The organism is Vibrio rumoiensis 1S-45 (assembly GCF_000286955.2).
GTDB classification, from domain to species: Bacteria; Pseudomonadota; Gammaproteobacteria; order Enterobacterales; family Vibrionaceae; genus Vibrio; species Vibrio rumoiensis_A.
Genome location: NZ_AJYK02000052.1, coordinates 57,423 through 72,136, shown reverse-complemented (window position 1 = coordinate 72,136; position 14,714 = coordinate 57,423). Strand labels below are relative to the sequence as shown.

13 protein-coding genes and 1 pseudogene are annotated in these 14,714 nt (G+C 43.4%); 6 read left to right on the top strand and 8 right to left on the bottom strand.

Features of this window, described 5'->3' with window-relative positions:
- Nucleotides 1–11: 11 nt before the first annotated feature.
- The 3 genes and pseudogenes from dapF to lptM form a co-directional block, all read right to left on the bottom strand.
- Complete coding sequence (gene dapF, locus A1QC_RS06715; protein ID WP_017024286.1) at nucleotides 12–842, bottom strand: diaminopimelate epimerase; 831 nt, start codon at nucleotides 840–842, stop codon at nucleotides 12–14.
- Between the two features lie 60 nt (nucleotides 843–902).
- Nucleotides 903–2,156: a diaminopimelate decarboxylase gene (lysA, locus tag A1QC_RS06710; protein ID WP_017024285.1), complete on the bottom strand. Its 1,254-nt coding sequence runs from the start codon at nucleotides 2,154–2,156 to the stop codon at nucleotides 903–905.
- Between the two features lie 137 nt (nucleotides 2,157–2,293).
- Nucleotides 2,294–2,392, bottom strand: a pseudogene (gene lptM / locus A1QC_RS15690) (LPS translocon maturation chaperone LptM); the annotation flags it as partial.
- A 96-nt stretch (nucleotides 2,393–2,488) separates the two neighbouring features.
- On the opposite strand from lptM, the gene cyaY reads away from it, so the two are divergent.
- Entirely contained in the window at nucleotides 2,489–2,803 is a 315-nt protein-coding gene (cyaY, locus tag A1QC_RS06700) for an iron donor protein CyaY (RefSeq protein ID WP_017024283.1), read from the top strand.
- Between the two features lie 241 nt (nucleotides 2,804–3,044).
- Nucleotides 3,045–3,293, top strand: a complete 249-nt coding sequence (tusA, locus tag A1QC_RS06695) for a sulfurtransferase TusA (protein WP_017024282.1) — start codon at nucleotides 3,045–3,047, stop codon at nucleotides 3,291–3,293.
- Nucleotides 3,294–3,355: 62 nt separating this feature from the next.
- Here tusA and A1QC_RS06690 read toward each other — a convergent pair whose 3' ends face one another.
- A complete protein-coding gene (locus tag A1QC_RS06690) occupies nucleotides 3,356–3,595 on the bottom strand; it encodes a hypothetical protein (protein WP_017024281.1) in 240 nt (79 codons plus the stop codon).
- Nucleotides 3,596–3,669: 74 nt separating this feature from the next.
- Complete coding sequence (locus tag A1QC_RS06685; protein WP_017024280.1) at nucleotides 3,670–4,218, bottom strand: manganese efflux pump MntP; 549 nt, start codon at nucleotides 4,216–4,218, stop codon at nucleotides 3,670–3,672.
- Nucleotides 4,219–4,423: 205 nt separating this feature from the next.
- On the opposite strand from A1QC_RS06685, the gene glyQ reads away from it, so the two are divergent.
- The 3 genes from glyQ (at nucleotide 4,424) to A1QC_RS06670 (ending at nucleotide 8,618) form a co-directional block, all read left to right on the top strand.
- Nucleotides 4,424–5,359 (top strand): glycine--tRNA ligase subunit alpha, encoded by a 936-nt coding sequence (glyQ, locus tag A1QC_RS06680; protein WP_017024279.1) that lies wholly within the window; start codon nucleotides 4,424–4,426, stop codon nucleotides 5,357–5,359.
- Between the two features lie 2 nt (nucleotides 5,360–5,361).
- A complete protein-coding gene (gene glyS, locus A1QC_RS06675; RefSeq protein WP_017024278.1) occupies nucleotides 5,362–7,428 on the top strand; it encodes a glycine--tRNA ligase subunit beta in 2,067 nt (688 codons plus the stop codon).
- Between the two features lie 161 nt (nucleotides 7,429–7,589).
- On the top strand, nucleotides 7,590–8,618 hold the full coding sequence (locus tag A1QC_RS06670; protein WP_017024277.1) for an ion channel: 1,029 nt from the start codon (nucleotides 7,590–7,592) through the stop codon (nucleotides 8,616–8,618).
- Nucleotides 8,619–8,725: 107 nt separating this feature from the next.
- Here the strand turns inward: A1QC_RS06670 and A1QC_RS06665 are convergent, their stop codons facing one another.
- Nucleotides 8,726–9,769, bottom strand: a complete 1,044-nt coding sequence (locus A1QC_RS06665) for an alkene reductase (protein WP_017024276.1) — start codon at nucleotides 9,767–9,769, stop codon at nucleotides 8,726–8,728.
- A gap of 386 nt (nucleotides 9,770–10,155) precedes the next feature.
- Here A1QC_RS06665 and A1QC_RS06660 point away from each other — a divergent pair, with 386 nt between their 5' ends.
- Complete coding sequence (locus A1QC_RS06660) at nucleotides 10,156–11,421, top strand: valine--pyruvate transaminase (protein WP_017024275.1); 1,266 nt, start codon at nucleotides 10,156–10,158, stop codon at nucleotides 11,419–11,421.
- 117 nt (nucleotides 11,422–11,538) lie between these two features.
- Here the strand turns inward: A1QC_RS06660 and A1QC_RS06655 are convergent, their stop codons facing one another.
- Both A1QC_RS06655 and gyrB read right to left on the bottom strand, forming a co-directional pair.
- Entirely contained in the window at nucleotides 11,539–11,976 is a 438-nt protein-coding gene (locus tag A1QC_RS06655; RefSeq protein ID WP_017024274.1) for an Hsp20 family protein, read from the bottom strand.
- Between the two features lie 281 nt (nucleotides 11,977–12,257).
- Nucleotides 12,258–14,696: a DNA topoisomerase (ATP-hydrolyzing) subunit B gene (gene gyrB, locus A1QC_RS06650; RefSeq protein ID WP_017024273.1), complete on the bottom strand. Its 2,439-nt coding sequence runs from the start codon at nucleotides 14,694–14,696 to the stop codon at nucleotides 12,258–12,260.
- Nucleotides 14,697–14,714: the final 18 nt, after the last annotated feature.

Below are 14,714 nucleotides of genomic sequence, written 5' to 3'. Positions count from 1 at the left end.
TTATTAATATGTTAACAGGTAATTTGGCCATCATAGACATGCGCAACCGGGCCTGTCATGTGTAGCGGCTTACCCGCACCTTGCCAGTAGATTTTTAACGTGCCACCAGGTAATTGTACGGTAACATCCGAATCTAACAGCCCTTGGTCAATTCCTATTGCCACTGCGCCACAAGCACCACTGCCACAAGCTTGCGTCTCACCGGCACCACGTTCATAAACACGTAGTTTTACGTTATTTCGGTCGATAATCTGCATAAAACCGGCATTTACACGTTCAGGGAAGCGCTCATGCGATTCAAGCAACGGGCCAACTGTATCGACATCGAAGGTATTCACATCCTCGACAATCGTCACCACATGCGGGTTACCCATGCTAACGGCACCACAGAATAACGTATGCTCACCGGCACGTAGAATGTAGGTTTTTTCAGCTTGTTTGGCTTTAAATGGGATCTTGCTTGGTTCAAAAATAGGTTGCCCCATGTTCACTGTCACCGAATCAAGGCTTTCGACTTTTAAGACCATGCGGCCTTTTTTGGTGCTAACATTAATGCTGTATTTATTGGTTAAGCCTTTCATACGAACAAAGCGGGCAAAACAGCGTGCGCCATTACCACATTGCTCCACTTCACTGCCATCGGCATTAAAAATACGATAATGAAAATCGGTTTCTGGATCGTAGGGCGCTTCCACCACCAATAATTGATCAAACCCTACGCCCGTATGACGATCGGCTAAGCGACGAATCAATTCCGGTGAAAAGAAGATGTTTTGAGTAATACAATCGACCACCATAAAGTCGTTACCCAAACCGTGCATTTTAGAAAAATGGAAATGCATATCGCCTCATTTATTCAAATAAAACGCCCTAGTCAAAATCTAGGGCGTAAATTGCTGTATTTATTGCGGTAGGATACTTTCCAGTTCCCACAAAGATGTCAATTCTTCACGTTGACGCACTAAATGCGCTTGCTTGCCATCAACAATCACTTCTGCGGCGCGAGCACGCGTGTTGTAGTTCGAAGACATCACAAAGCCATAAGCACCTGCAGAACGTACCGCTAGCAGATCACCTTCTTCCAGCACCAACTCGCGGTCTTTCCCTAAGAAGTCACCGGTTTCACAAATTGGTCCAACTAAATCGTAAGTCGTCACTTCACCTTTACGAGGCGAAACTGGAACAATATCCATCCAAGCTTGGTATAGCGAAGGGCGAATTAAGTCATTCATTGCCGCATCTATAATCGCAAAGTTTTTATGCTCGGTTGGTTTGAGCAATTCTACTTTGGTTAATAACACGCCTGCATTCGCCGCAATCGCGCGACCTGGCTCAAACACTAATTCAAGGTGACTATGGTTATCTAAACGGGACAATAACGCTTTAGCGTATTCAGACGGTTGAGGTGGCAATTCATCACGATACACCACACCTAAACCACCACCGACATCAAGGTGACGAATATTAATGCCTTGCTCAGTCAATGCGTCAATTAAAGCCAACAGGCGATCGGTGGCATCAATGAATGGAGTTAAATCCGTTAACTGAGAACCGATATGGCAATCAATACCGTGGATATCTAAGTTTTCTAAGCTATTGGCAAATTTATACACTTCCGGTGCGCGATCAAACGCAATACCAAATTTATTATCACGTAAGCCAGTCGAAATATAAGGATGAGTATGTGCATCAACATCTGGATTAATACGCAATGAAATTGGCGCTTTAACGCCCAAATCACCGGCGACTTTATTTAAACGCTCAAGCTCTGGCTCGGATTCAACGTTAAAACATTTAATACCAAGCTCTAATGCACGCTTCATCTCGCTTGGCGTTTTACCCACACCAGAGAACACGATTTTTTTCGGATCGCCACCAGCGGCAATCACACGCTCAAGCTCACCACCAGACACAATATCAAAACCTGAACCAAGGCGAGCCAACACATTAAGCACACCAATATTAGAATTCGCTTTGACTGCATAACACACTAAATGTGGGTGTTCGCCCACTGAAGAATCAAATGCCTTCCAATGACGCTCTAATGTGGCACGAGAATACACATAAAGAGGTGTTCCATATTGCTCGGCTAATTGTGTAAGAGAGACGTCTTCAGCCCAAAGCTGACCATCATCCTGATAATTAAAAAAATCCAATGTTCTCTTCCTTATTGTGCTTGTTGCTCTGATTCAGGCAAAGTAGATTGTGCTGCGCTGACTGCTTGGTCCGCAGCTGGTTGTTTGGTTACGCTGCCATCCGACCCTTTAATGCTGACCGCTTCTGTATTGACAGGCTCTGGCGCATCTTGTGGCAAATATAAAGCACCTGTTTGACCACACCCTGCTAATACCGTTACTGACAGCATTATTCCCGCTAAAATAGGTTTTTTCATTTTGATATCGTGATTAATGATTTAATGCCCCCTATAATCGCACCACACACAAGAAAAGCAATAGCCAAGCGCTATCAAGAAATAGGATAAACCAGCATGAATGATACGGAATTTCACCAATTAGTTGATCTACAAATGACGCAAATCGAAGAAGCCATTGATAACTCAGAGGCTGACATTGATTACGAGGTATCCGGTAATGTGATGACACTCGAATTTGAAAATCGCAGCCAAATTATTATTAACCGCCAAGAACCGATGCACGAGATCTGGTTAGCGTCTAAATCTGGCGGATATCACTTCAAATTCACGAATGATGATTGGGTTTGTTCAAAAACTGGCGCCATTTTATTTGATTTAGTCAAAACAGAGTGTGAAAAGCACGCCGAAGAAAGCATTGATTGGCAATAAAATACAAAATACCCCATGACTAAAATAAAAAACCGCCAAGTGTGAAACCACACTGGCGGAAAATCCTAAGCTGGATAAAAATAGATTCAGATTGGAAGCGAGAAGTTATATCTTGGTCACTCACACTATAAACCTAGTGAACAAAATGAGAGTTTGCTAAGTCAATATTGCCTTTTTTTTCTCCATCGGTATTATCTCGGCTCAATTTACGCCCTAGATCACACTATAGAGTTCACAAGCCATGTCATTTGACCCTAAAAACGCCAACAAAATACTCGACGCACAAGGCTTACGCTGCCCAGAACCTGTAATGATGGTCAGAAAAACAATCCGCACCATGCAAGAAGGCGAAGTATTGCTGGTCACCGCAGACGATCCTTCAACCACACGTGATATTCCCAGCTTCTGTCGCTTTATGGATCATCAGTTGCTGGGCACTGAAACCGACAGCCTACCTTATCAATTTTTGATCAAAAAAGGCTTAAGGTAATTCATCACTTTATCTAAAAAATTACGCCATAAAAAACAGGCAACCCTATGGCTGCCTGCTTTTTACTCTTTATGTTCTAGCCGAGCTAAACGCACATTTAACTCTTTAATCTGCTTCTTCATCGGAATGATATACAAGTTTCGAATCCAAGACTCTACCGCCAAAGCCGCTAACACAATAGCTCCAACCACCATCGGCAACCACATATCAGTCACCGCCATACCTATCAAGGTTAACGCCAAACCAAAGGTAAAAAGATAACTTTGGTTTTTTGGAGTCATATTTGCATAACGTGTCAACATAATGCTCACCTCACACGATCTAAATAACCTTGTTTAAGTGTAGATGATGGGTATGACAATAAGGTGAATTTCTATCACACCAACAAAAACTTAAAGGCAATGATAATTAACACTACGCCACCTAAAAGCTCTGCTTTGCTTTCCAGCCAGGTGCCACTTTTACGCCCAATAAACACACCCAAGAAACTAAAGGCAAAAGTCACAATACCGATTAAGGCACAGGCAATAAATGGGTTCACGCCAAGTAGTGGCAAACTAAAGCCCGCTGCCATCGCATCAATGCTGGTGGCAATAGCCAGCGTTAACATAACTCGATGAGTAATTTGGCAAAAATCCTCTTCAATACCTTCAACAAATGATTCGTAAATCATCTTGCCACCAATAAACAACAATAAAACAAAAGCAATATATGGGGCATAATCTTCCACCCAACCTAAAACGCCTTGTCCACCAAGGAAACCAATGAATGGCATGACCGCTTGAGCCACACCAAAATACACGCCCGCTTTTATAGCAAGTGACATCGGCTTATTGGTTTGAGTGCCCAACTTTGACCCTAAACCAATAGACACAGCAAATGCATCCATACTCAAGGCTAGCGCCAAAAACATTACATCTAACATTATCAATTGCTCACTTTTCTTATGATTTAGCCTGATTTATGGCTTTTTTGTCGCAAAAGCATATAAGTTCATCTGTTTTACTGCAATCATTTGCTTTTACTGCAATCACAGATTGAGGCGAATAAGTGAACTCGCTATACTGAATCACTATTTTTAAAATTATCCATTTTCAATCATTGCGCGAACTGAGTAGGCAAATAAAGTTATGCAAAAATACGACGTCAAAACCTTTCAAGGAATGATCCTCGCGCTGCAGGATTATTGGGCCCAAGTCGGCTGTACCATTGTTCAACCTTTAGATATGGAAGTAGGTGCTGGCACCTCACACCCGATGACTTGCCTTCGCGCAATTGGTCCAGAGCCAATTGCTACTGCTTACGTGCAACCTTCACGCCGTCCAACCGACGGTCGTTATGGCGAAAACCCAAACCGTCTTCAGCACTATTATCAATTCCAAGTGATAATCAAACCATCACCAGACAACATTCAAGAGCTTTACTTAGGCTCGCTGGAAGTCCTTGGTATTGACCCACTTATTCATGACATTCGTTTTGTGGAAGATAACTGGGAAAACCCAACTTTAGGCGCTTGGGGGCTTGGCTGGGAAGTGTGGTTAAACGGCATGGAAGTAACTCAGTTTACTTACTTCCAACAAGTGGGTGGTCTTGAATGTAAGCCAGTTACCGGTGAGATCACTTACGGTATCGAGCGTCTTGCGATGTACATTCAAGAAGTCGATTCCGTTTACGACCTCGTCTGGACAGATGGCCCATTAGGCAAAGTAACCTATGGTGACATTTTCCATCAAAATGAAGTTGAGCAATCAACCTACAACTTCGAACATGCTGATGTGGATTTCCTATTCACCTTTTTCGATCAATGTGAAAAAGAATGTCTGCACTTACTTGAGCTAGAAAAACCGCTTCCTCTGCCCGCTTACGAGCGGATTTTAAAAGCAGGCCATGCCTTTAACTTACTCGATGCACGTAAAGCAATTTCAGTCACCGAACGTCAACGTTATATCTTACGTATTCGCAACCTAACTAAGTCCGTTGCAGAAGCTTACTACGCTTCTCGTGAGGCTTTAGGCTTCCCAATGTGTAAAAATAGTGACGTGAAAAGCAAAGGTGAGGAGAAGTAATCATGGCGAAGAATTTTCTAATTGAACTCGGTACCGAAGAGCTACCACCAACGCAACTTCGCACTCTAGCAGAAGCCTTTGCGGCAAACTTTGAAGCCGAATTAAAAGCCGCGGATATCGCTCATCAAGGCGTAAAATGGTACGCCGCGCCTCGTCGTTTGGCCCTAAAAGTCACCGAACTAGAAGAAGGCCAACAGGACAAAATCGTTGAAAAACGTGGCCCTGCGATCTCTTCTGCTTTCGATGCCGATGGTAACCCAACTAAAGCGGCTCAAGGCTGGGCTCGCGGTAATGGCATCACCGTTGAACAAGCGGAACGCCTAAAAACCGACAAAGGTGAATGGCTACTGCACAAACAACAAGTCAAAGGCCAAGCAGTTAAAGATTTAGTGGTTGATATGGCAGCTAAAGCATTAGCCAACCTACCAATCGCCAAACCAATGCGTTGGGCTGACAAAGACACACAATTTATTCGCCCAGTAAAAACCTTAACTATTTTATTGGGTGATGAGCTGATCGAAGGTGAAATCTTAGGCGTGGCTTCTGCGCGCACCATTCGTGGACACCGTTTCATGGGTGAACGTGAATTCACTATCGATCACGCCGACCAATACCCAAGCTTGCTAGAAGAGCGCGGTAAAGTGATGGCTGATTACGAAGCACGTAAAGCCATTATTCTGCGTGATTCACAAAAAGCGGCAGCAGCGGTTGGCGGTATCGCCGATCTAGAAGATGACTTAGTAGAAGAAGTCACCTCTTTGGTTGAATGGCCAGTAGTATTGACCGCAAAATTTGAAGAAGAGTTCTTGAAAGTACCTTCAGAAGCCTTGGTGTATACCATGAAAGGCGACCAGAAATACTTCCCTGTCTATGATGACAACAAGAAGCTGCTACCTAACTTCATCTTTGTTTCGAACATCGAATCTAAAGATCCACGTCAAGTGATCGAAGGCAACGAAAAAGTCGTTCGCCCACGTTTAGCGGATGCGGAGTTCTTCTTTAACACCGACCGTAAGCGCACACTAGAATCTCACCTACCTGAGCTAGAAACGGCGATATTCCAGAAACAACTGGGTACTATCAAAGATAAAACCGATCGCATCACCGAGCTTGCCGGCTTAATTGCTGAAGCGATTGGCGCAGACGTAACCAAATCAAAACGTGCAGGTCTATTAGCCAAATGTGATTTGATGACCTCAATGGTATTTGAATTCACCGATACTCAAGGCGTGATGGGCATGCACTATGCTCGCCATGATGGTGAAGATGAAGAAGTGGCGGTTGCGCTAAACGAGCAATACATGCCACGTTTTGCTGGGGACGAATTACCAAGCTCAAACGTTGCAGCAGCAGTTGCGATGGCAGACAAACTGGATACGCTGGTTGGCATCTTCGGTATTGGCCAAGCACCAAAAGGTTCGGATCCATTTGCTCTACGCCGCGCGGCATTAGGCATTTTGCGCATCATCGTTGAAAAAGGCTACAACCTAGACCTGATTGACTTGATCGCTCAAGCCAAAGCTCAATTTAACGTTGATCTTAGCAACAAGAATGTTGAAGAAGATGTGCTTGAATTTATGCTAGGTCGCTTCCGCGCTTGGTATCAAGACGCTGGCTTTAGTATTGATATCATTCAAGCGGTATTGGCTCGTCGTCCAACCAAACCACTGGATTTCGACCAACGCGTAAAAGCAGTATCACACTTCCGTGAATTGGATGCTGCCGAAGCACTGGCTGCCGCCAACAAGCGTGTGGGGAACATTCTGGCTAAATTCGATGGTGAATTAAGCGCTGATATCGACCTTGCGTTACTGCAAGAAGACGCCGAAAAAGCACTGGCTGAAAACGTTGAAGTCATGACCGAAGCCCTAGAGCCTGCATTTGCAACGGGTGACTACCAACAAGCATTAAGCAAGTTGGCTGCACTACGCGAACCTGTCGATGCTTTCTTCGATAACGTCATGGTAATGGCCGATGACGAAGCGCTGAAGAAAAACCGTTTAACTCTGTTGAACAACTTACGTAACTTGTTCTTGCAGATCGCGGACATCTCTTTATTGCAAAAATAAGCGTCGCCAAAAACACTAAATGATTAAATAGCGTGACTCGATAGTTGTTGTTACAAAAACATCCTTGGTCGTTGCACTAAAAGTCGTCAAGATAAGCCCAAGCTATTATTAGCTTGGGCTTTTTATTTATTTTAGTACCAAGGGAAAAGGATTAAGTCTACGTGCCAATACTGCAAAAGCTTCATCGCTGGTTCACGGCTAAATTTAATCGGCTCAGTGGCAAAAACTTACTGATCGCTTTAGGGATTTATTTAGTGCTGGCTTGGGTGCTGTTGGATATCGCTCAAGAAGAAGCCCTAACCCCTTTTACTGATTTTATTTACTACATTATGGTGACTGGTTCGACCGTCGGTTATGGTGATATGTCGCCACAAACCGTTATGGGAAAATGGGTGACAGCACTGTTTATTATTCCGGGCGGTGTGGGTTTATTTGCAATGGTCGTGGGCCGCTTAGCCGCCAACGCCATTCAACTGTGGAAAGCACGATTAATGGGGCATAGAAAAGTGAATGTAGATAACCATATTTTAATTTTAGGCTGGAGTGAAGAGCGTACTCCTCATCTAATCGAAATGCTGTTACACGAAATCAAAAGCACGCATCAAGCCATTGTGTTGTGTTCCGCTCAACAAATTGAAAACCCTTTTCCTAGCAAAATAGAATTTGTGCATGTGAGCTCATTCACCGATGAACAAGACATGGCAAAAGCGGGTGTCAGTAAAGCCAAAACCATCATTATTGATTTAGACAGTGATAACGACATTATGGCTGCTGGGCTAAATTGCGCCAATGAAAACCCTAACGCTCACATCGTGACTTACTTTAGGGATGCCCATTTAGGCACCCTACTCAAACAACATTGTAAAAATGTGGAATGTATTCCATCCATTGCGTCAGAAATGATAGCGAAGTCGGCAGTCGATCCCGGCTCAAGCCAACTGCATTATGAGTTAGTAAATAACGCTTTAGGCATGACTCAATACATGGTGACCTATCAAGGCCAAGCCACCAGCTTTAATACGGTATTTTCACGTTTTAAGCAGAAATATGATGCGATTCTAATTGCGATTAACCAAGGCGAAGGTTTAGCACTGAACCCTCCGTTAGAGCACGCAATTAAGCAAGGTGATGTGTTGGTGTATATCGCCGATGAGCGTATCACTAAGATTGATTGGGATGCGTTTGTTTGACCTAGGAAGGTTGAAAATTCATCTAAAAATAACATTACCAACAAAACAAAGCCCAGTCAGCATCACTGCTCACTGGGCTTATTATTTTTCATTATCGCTTGGGGTTTTTAAACCAATTCAGCCAACATATCGACATTGTATTCCGTCAGTGGTTGGCCTGTTTTTACTTTTTCAATGTAATCTGGATTGGCGATTAATGGTCGACCAATCGCAATCAAATCAAAATCATTGTTCGCAATATGATTCGCCGCTTGATTAGGCGAGTAACCCCCCACCGCCATAAAGTGACCTTTAAACTGCTTACGCATGTATTCAGAAACTTTACCGCCTAAGTGCTCGTACACCACGCTGTCATCAAAAATACCAGCATGCACATAAGCAAGATCTCGCTCTGACAGCTGAGCTAACAGGTAATCAAATACTTCCTTATCACGAGCATCAATTTCAATGTGAGTATAAGCCGCTGGAGACAAGCGAATCGCCGTACGATCTTTGCCAATGGCCGCACTAATTGAATCAGTAATGTCGAGTGCAAAACGTGACATATTTTCGACTGTTTGACCGTATTCATCATCACGACGGTTAGTATCAAAATGCAGGAATTGATCAATTAAATAACCGTTAGCTGCATGAATTTCTACCCCATCAAACCCAGCTTCAATTGCGTTTTTAGCCGCTTGAGTGTAATCCGCTACCAATTGAGCAATCTCGTCATGGCTAGCCGCTTTTGGCATCTCATAATGAAAGTCACGCGCACGAGGTAAAGTACCCTCAATTTGCAGGGCAGAAGGTGCATAAACCGTGCCTTCTCCAAAATAATGCGAATGCGCTTGGCGACCTAAATGCCATAACTGAGCAAAAATCTTGCCGCCATTGTCATGTACCGCTGAAGTAACTTTCTTCCAACCGTCAATTTGCGCCTGAGTAAATAACCCCGGTGTATTTGGAAAACCTTGGCCATCGGCACGAATGATGGTCGCTTCGCTAATGATCAAACCCACATCAGCGCGACGAGCGTAATAAGCGACCATTTGATCCGTTGGTACCAAATCATCATCAGCCATACAGCGAGTTAAAGGTGCCATGGTAATGCGGTTAGATAAAGTTAACGTATCGTTGAGACGATAAGGTTGAAATAACATGTCAGTCATAATGATATCCTAGTGCAGCGAAAATAAAGGGCTCATGGTTACAAGAATCAACCAGAGTGGAGAGTTGTCGTATTGTTTTATACTCAACTATGAACATTGCAGAAAAGCGACAAGTAATGACAACTAACATGGTCACACCACTGCAACGTCAATAAGACAAGTACATACGTTCTTATGATTAGATAAATGAGGATAAGGATGTGCATTTTCAAGAGCGCCATAAATCATCTCCCAATTGTTTTCTTCTGAATATCAGTTCTATTCGCTAAGAATCCCCCGTGAACCGTTGAAATAAACTCAACAACCCTCTTTATCTAATAAGCACAATTAGGTATGTTGTGCCTTCATATCAAAGGCCAATGACAATAATAAAGATTAGGTGTTTCATGCAATTTTCTAAGTTTGGTGACAAGTTTAATCGCTACTCGGGCATTACCCAGTTAATGGATGATTTGAACGAAGGGCTGCGCACTCCCGGTGCGATCATGCTCGGTGGTGGTAATCCGGCCGCCATTCCAGAAATGCTCGATTACTTTAAACAAGCCAGCTTAGATATGCTCGACAACGGTGAACTGATCGCCGCCATGACCAATTACGATGGTCCTAAAGGGAAAGATGCTTTTACTCAAGCCTTGGCAGAATTACTTAAAACCACTTACGGTTGGGACATTAGCGCCAAGAACATCAGCCTGACCAACGGCAGCCAAAGTGCCTTTTTCTCACTCTTTAATTTATTTGCAGGCAAACAAGCCGATGGCAGCCATAAAAAAATATTGCTGCCACTTGCTCCAGAATACATTGGTTATAGCGATGCCGGTATCGACGATGATATTTTTGTCTCTTATCACCCAGAAATTGAAATGCTCGATAACCGCATGTTCAAATATCATGTTGATTTTGAGCAAGTACATGTCGATGAGTCAGTGGCCGCCATTTGTGCCTCTCGCCCAACCAACCCAACCGGTAATGTATTGACCGATGAAGAAGTGTGTAAGCTCGATAAACTGGCGCGTGCCAACAATATTCCGCTGATCATTGATAACGCCTACGGCACCCCATTCCCGAATATCATTTTTGAAGAAGTGACGCCATTTTGGAATGACAACACCATTTTATGCATGAGCTTATCTAAACTCGGTTTACCCGGCGTTCGTTGTGGCATTGTGATTGCCAGTGAAGCGATCACTCAAGCTATGACCAATATCAATGGCATCGTCAATTTAGCACCAAGCAGCATTGGGCCAGCCCTTGCCACTCACATGATCAACCAAGGGGATTTATTGCCTCTAAGCGAGAATGTGATCAAACCGTATTACCAACGTAAAGCGCAGCATGCTGTTGAATTATTGCAAAACGCAATTACCGATCAACGCTTTAAAATCCACAAACCAGAAGGCGCGATCTTCTTATGGCTATGGTTTGATGAATTGCCGATCACGACGATGGAACTGTATCAACGCCTCAAAGCGCGTGGTGTATTAATTGTTCCGGGAGAATATTTCTTCTTCGGCCAAGAGAATGATGAAAATAACGAAAAATGGGATCACGCCCATCAGTGCTTACGCATGAATTACGTACAAAATGAACAAGATATGCAGCGTGGTATTGAAATTATTGCCGAGGAAGTGAATAAAGCGTATCAACAAAATTAGTATGCATACCCAAAGTAACTGAAGTAGTAGCTTCAAGTATTCAGGATACAAAAAAGGGTGCCCCATTTGGCACCCTTCTCTTCCTTTATCAACTGGCTAGATTGGTTATTTTCTAACTTAATGGTTTTCTAGCAGCTCTTTACCGTTAATGGCAATTTTTCGTGGTTGCATCGCTTCGGGAATTTCACGTTCCAAATCTACATGCAATAAACCATTTTCCATATCCGCACCCAATACTTTGACGTAATCGGCTAATTGGAATTTACGCTCAAAATCACGCTCAGCAATACCTTGATAAACGTAGTTTTTACCTTCTTCCGGTTTGCGTTCACCGCGAACAATTAGCATATTTTCGTGTTGGGTAATATCAAGGTGCTCTTCTGAGAAACCGGCTACCGCCATGGTAATACGGAAGTGGTTATCGTCTTTTTTCTCGATATTGTATGGAGGGTATCCGCCAGAGGTGTTCTTGGCATTATTGGTTTCCATTAGGTTTAATAAACGATCAAAACCAATGGCATTACGATATAAAGGTGAGAAGTCTACATTACGCATAATACTATCCTCTTATTTAAGCAATAGTGTGCAGTTAAAGCCCGAGCTTAATCCTGCAATTTCAAATTGTGTGTTAATCCATATCCCTAAACCCGTCATCGACGCAGTTATCATTGGCAATACTCAATTAACTTTTCAGAAGACCCTAATGGCATCTCCTTCATAACTTGATATATGGATGAGTGCATCAGCTTTCAAGAGAGCATAGTAAAAAATAAATAAAAAACCTCGGTATGGCTAACCAAGGTTCTTATTCTTTCGTGAAACTAGATGTCAGGTATCTAAACGTCTAGGTTAGCTACTTTCAATGCGTTGTCTTCGATGAACTTACGACGAGGTTCAACTTGGTCACCCATTAATGTCGTAAACAATTCATCCGATGCAACGGCATCATCAATGGTGACTTGCATCATGCGACGAGTTTCTGGATCCATAGTGGTTTCCCAAAGCTGATCTGGGTTCATCTCACCTAGACCTTTGTAACGTTGTAGAGATAAACCACGACGAGACTCTTTAATTAACCAGTCTAATGCTTCTGAGAAGCTACTAACAGGCTGAGTACGCTCACCACGTTTCACGTAAGCACCTTCTTCAATTAAACCATCTAACGCTTCCGATAAATCCGCTAAACGACCGTATTCTTTCGAGTTCAATAAGTCTAATGACACGACATATTCATGCATAACACCGTGAGTACGAACCACCAGCTTAGCAATGCTCACACCCAACTCTTCGTGTTTTTCCACTTCTAGTGAGTATTGGCTTGCACCGACTTCTTTAGCATTGAGTTGCTCAACCAATTTTTGTCCCCAAGCTTGAACTTGAGTCGCATCTTTACACATTTCTGCGGTTAAGCGAGGAATGTAAGTCAGCTCATTGATCATCGCATGCGGATAACGACGGCTCATTCGTTTCACTAGCTTCATGCCTTCATTGTATTGAAGAACTAGCTTTTCAAGTGCTTCACCCGTTAATGCAGGAGCATCTGTATTTACATATAAACCCGCATTATCTAAAGCTAGACCCGCTTGGTATAGCTCCATTGCGTCTTCATCTTTAATGTATTGCTCTTGCTTACCTTTCTTCACTTTGTAAAGTGGTGGCTGGGCAATATAGATGTAACCACGTTCAATCAACTCTGGCATTTGACGGTAGAAGAAGGTCAATAGCAAAGTACGAATGTGAGAACCATCGACATCGGCATCGGTCATGATGATGATGTTGTGGTAACGCAGTTTGTCTGGGTTGTATTCGTCACGTCCGATACCACAACCAAGTGCGGTAATCAGCGTTGCTACTTCTTGAGAAGACAACATTTTATCAAAACGGGCTTTTTCAACGTTAAGGATTTTACCTTTAAGCGGCAGAATCGCTTGGTTTTTACGGTTACGTCCCTGCTTGGCTGATCCGCCAGCAGAGTCCCCTTCCACTATGTATAGTTCAGAAAGAGAAGGATCTTTTTCTTGGCAATCCGCCAGTTTACCCGGTAGACCGGCTAAATCTAATGCGCCTTTACGACGAGTCATATCACGTGCTTTACGCGCAGCTTCACGAGCACGAGCCGCATCAATGATTTTGCCACAAACAATTTTTGCTTCGCCTGGGTTTTCAATTAAGAACTCAGACAGCTTCTCGTTCATCGCTGACTCAACCGCTGATTTCACTTCAGAAGAAACCAGTTTATCTTTGGTTTGGCTTGAGAACTTTGGATCCGGCACTTTTACCGAAACTACTGCGGTTAGACCTTCACGAGCATCATCACCCGAAGTCGCCGCTTGGGCTTTCTTAGAGTAACCTTCTTTGTCCATGAAGTTATTCAGTGTACGCGTTAATGCGCCACGGAAACCAGCTAAGTGAGTACCACCATCGCGTTGTGGGATGTTGTTGGTGAAACAGTACACACCTTCTTGGAAGCCATCGTTCCATTGCATTGCTACTTCAACGGTAATACCGTCTTCTTCACGCGCATGGTCAAAATAGAAAATCTTTTGGTGAATTGGAGTTTTGTTGCGGTTTAGATGCTCAACGAAAGCACGGATGCCCCCTTCAAACATAAAGTGATCCGATTTATCTTCTTCACGCTCATCCGTTAATTTAATCGAAACGCCTGAGTTTAGGAATGATAATTCACGTAAACGCTTCGCCAAAATTTCGTAATGGAACTCGATGTTAGTAAAGGTTTCTTCACTCGGCCAGAAGCGGATACAAGTACCTGTACCGTCTGTTTTACCAATCACAGCAAGTGGCGCTTCAGGAACACCATGCTTATAAATCTGTTGGAAAATTTCACCTTGGCGTTTGATGGTCAATTCCACTTTTTCAGACAGGGCGTTTACGACCGAAACACCCACACCATGCAAACCACCCGATACTTTATAAGAGTTATCATCGAACTTACCACCAGCGTGCAGTACCGTCATGATAACTTCGGCAGCCGAAACGCCTTCTTCTTCGTGCATTTCAGTCGGAATACCACGACCGTCATCGCTTACCGAAACCGAATTATCTTCGTGAATGGTAATAATGATGTCTGAACAATGACCAGCTAATGCTTCATCAATTGAGTTATCGACGACCTCAAACACCATGTGGTGAAGGCCGGTACCATCATCGGTATCACCGATATACATTCCTGGACGCTTACGCACTGCATCCAGCCCTTTAAGTACTTTAATACTCGATGAATCGTAGCTATTTGCAGAATCATTGTTATTCGACATGAATTGTTCTCGCCTTAA

What these genes read in the sequence shown, in the direction of transcription:
- dapF (WP_017024286.1), bottom strand. Translation starts at nt 842, where the DNA reads ATGCATTTCCATTTTTCTAAAATGCACGGTTTGGGTAACGACTTTATG.
- cyaY (WP_017024283.1), top strand. Translation starts at nt 2,489, where the DNA reads ATGAATGATACGGAATTTCACCAATTAGTTGATCTACAAATGACGCAA.
- tusA (WP_017024282.1), top strand. Translation starts at nt 3,045, where the DNA reads ATGTCATTTGACCCTAAAAACGCCAACAAAATACTCGACGCACAAGGC.
- A1QC_RS06690 (WP_017024281.1), bottom strand. Translation starts at nt 3,595, where the DNA reads ATGTTGACACGTTATGCAAATATGACTCCAAAAAACCAAAGTTATCTT.
- A1QC_RS06685 (WP_017024280.1), bottom strand. Translation starts at nt 4,218, where the DNA reads ATGTTAGATGTAATGTTTTTGGCGCTAGCCTTGAGTATGGATGCATTT.
- glyQ (WP_017024279.1), top strand. Translation starts at nt 4,424, where the DNA reads ATGCAAAAATACGACGTCAAAACCTTTCAAGGAATGATCCTCGCGCTG.
- glyS (WP_017024278.1), top strand. Translation starts at nt 5,362, where the DNA reads ATGGCGAAGAATTTTCTAATTGAACTCGGTACCGAAGAGCTACCACCA.
- A1QC_RS06665 (WP_017024276.1), bottom strand. Translation starts at nt 9,769, where the DNA reads ATGACTGACATGTTATTTCAACCTTATCGTCTCAACGATACGTTAACT.
- A1QC_RS06660 (WP_017024275.1), top strand. Translation starts at nt 10,156, where the DNA reads ATGCAATTTTCTAAGTTTGGTGACAAGTTTAATCGCTACTCGGGCATT.
- A1QC_RS06655 (WP_017024274.1), bottom strand. Translation starts at nt 11,976, where the DNA reads ATGCGTAATGTAGACTTCTCACCTTTATATCGTAATGCCATTGGTTTT.
- gyrB (WP_017024273.1), bottom strand. Translation starts at nt 14,696, where the DNA reads ATGTCGAATAACAATGATTCTGCAAATAGCTACGATTCATCGAGTATT.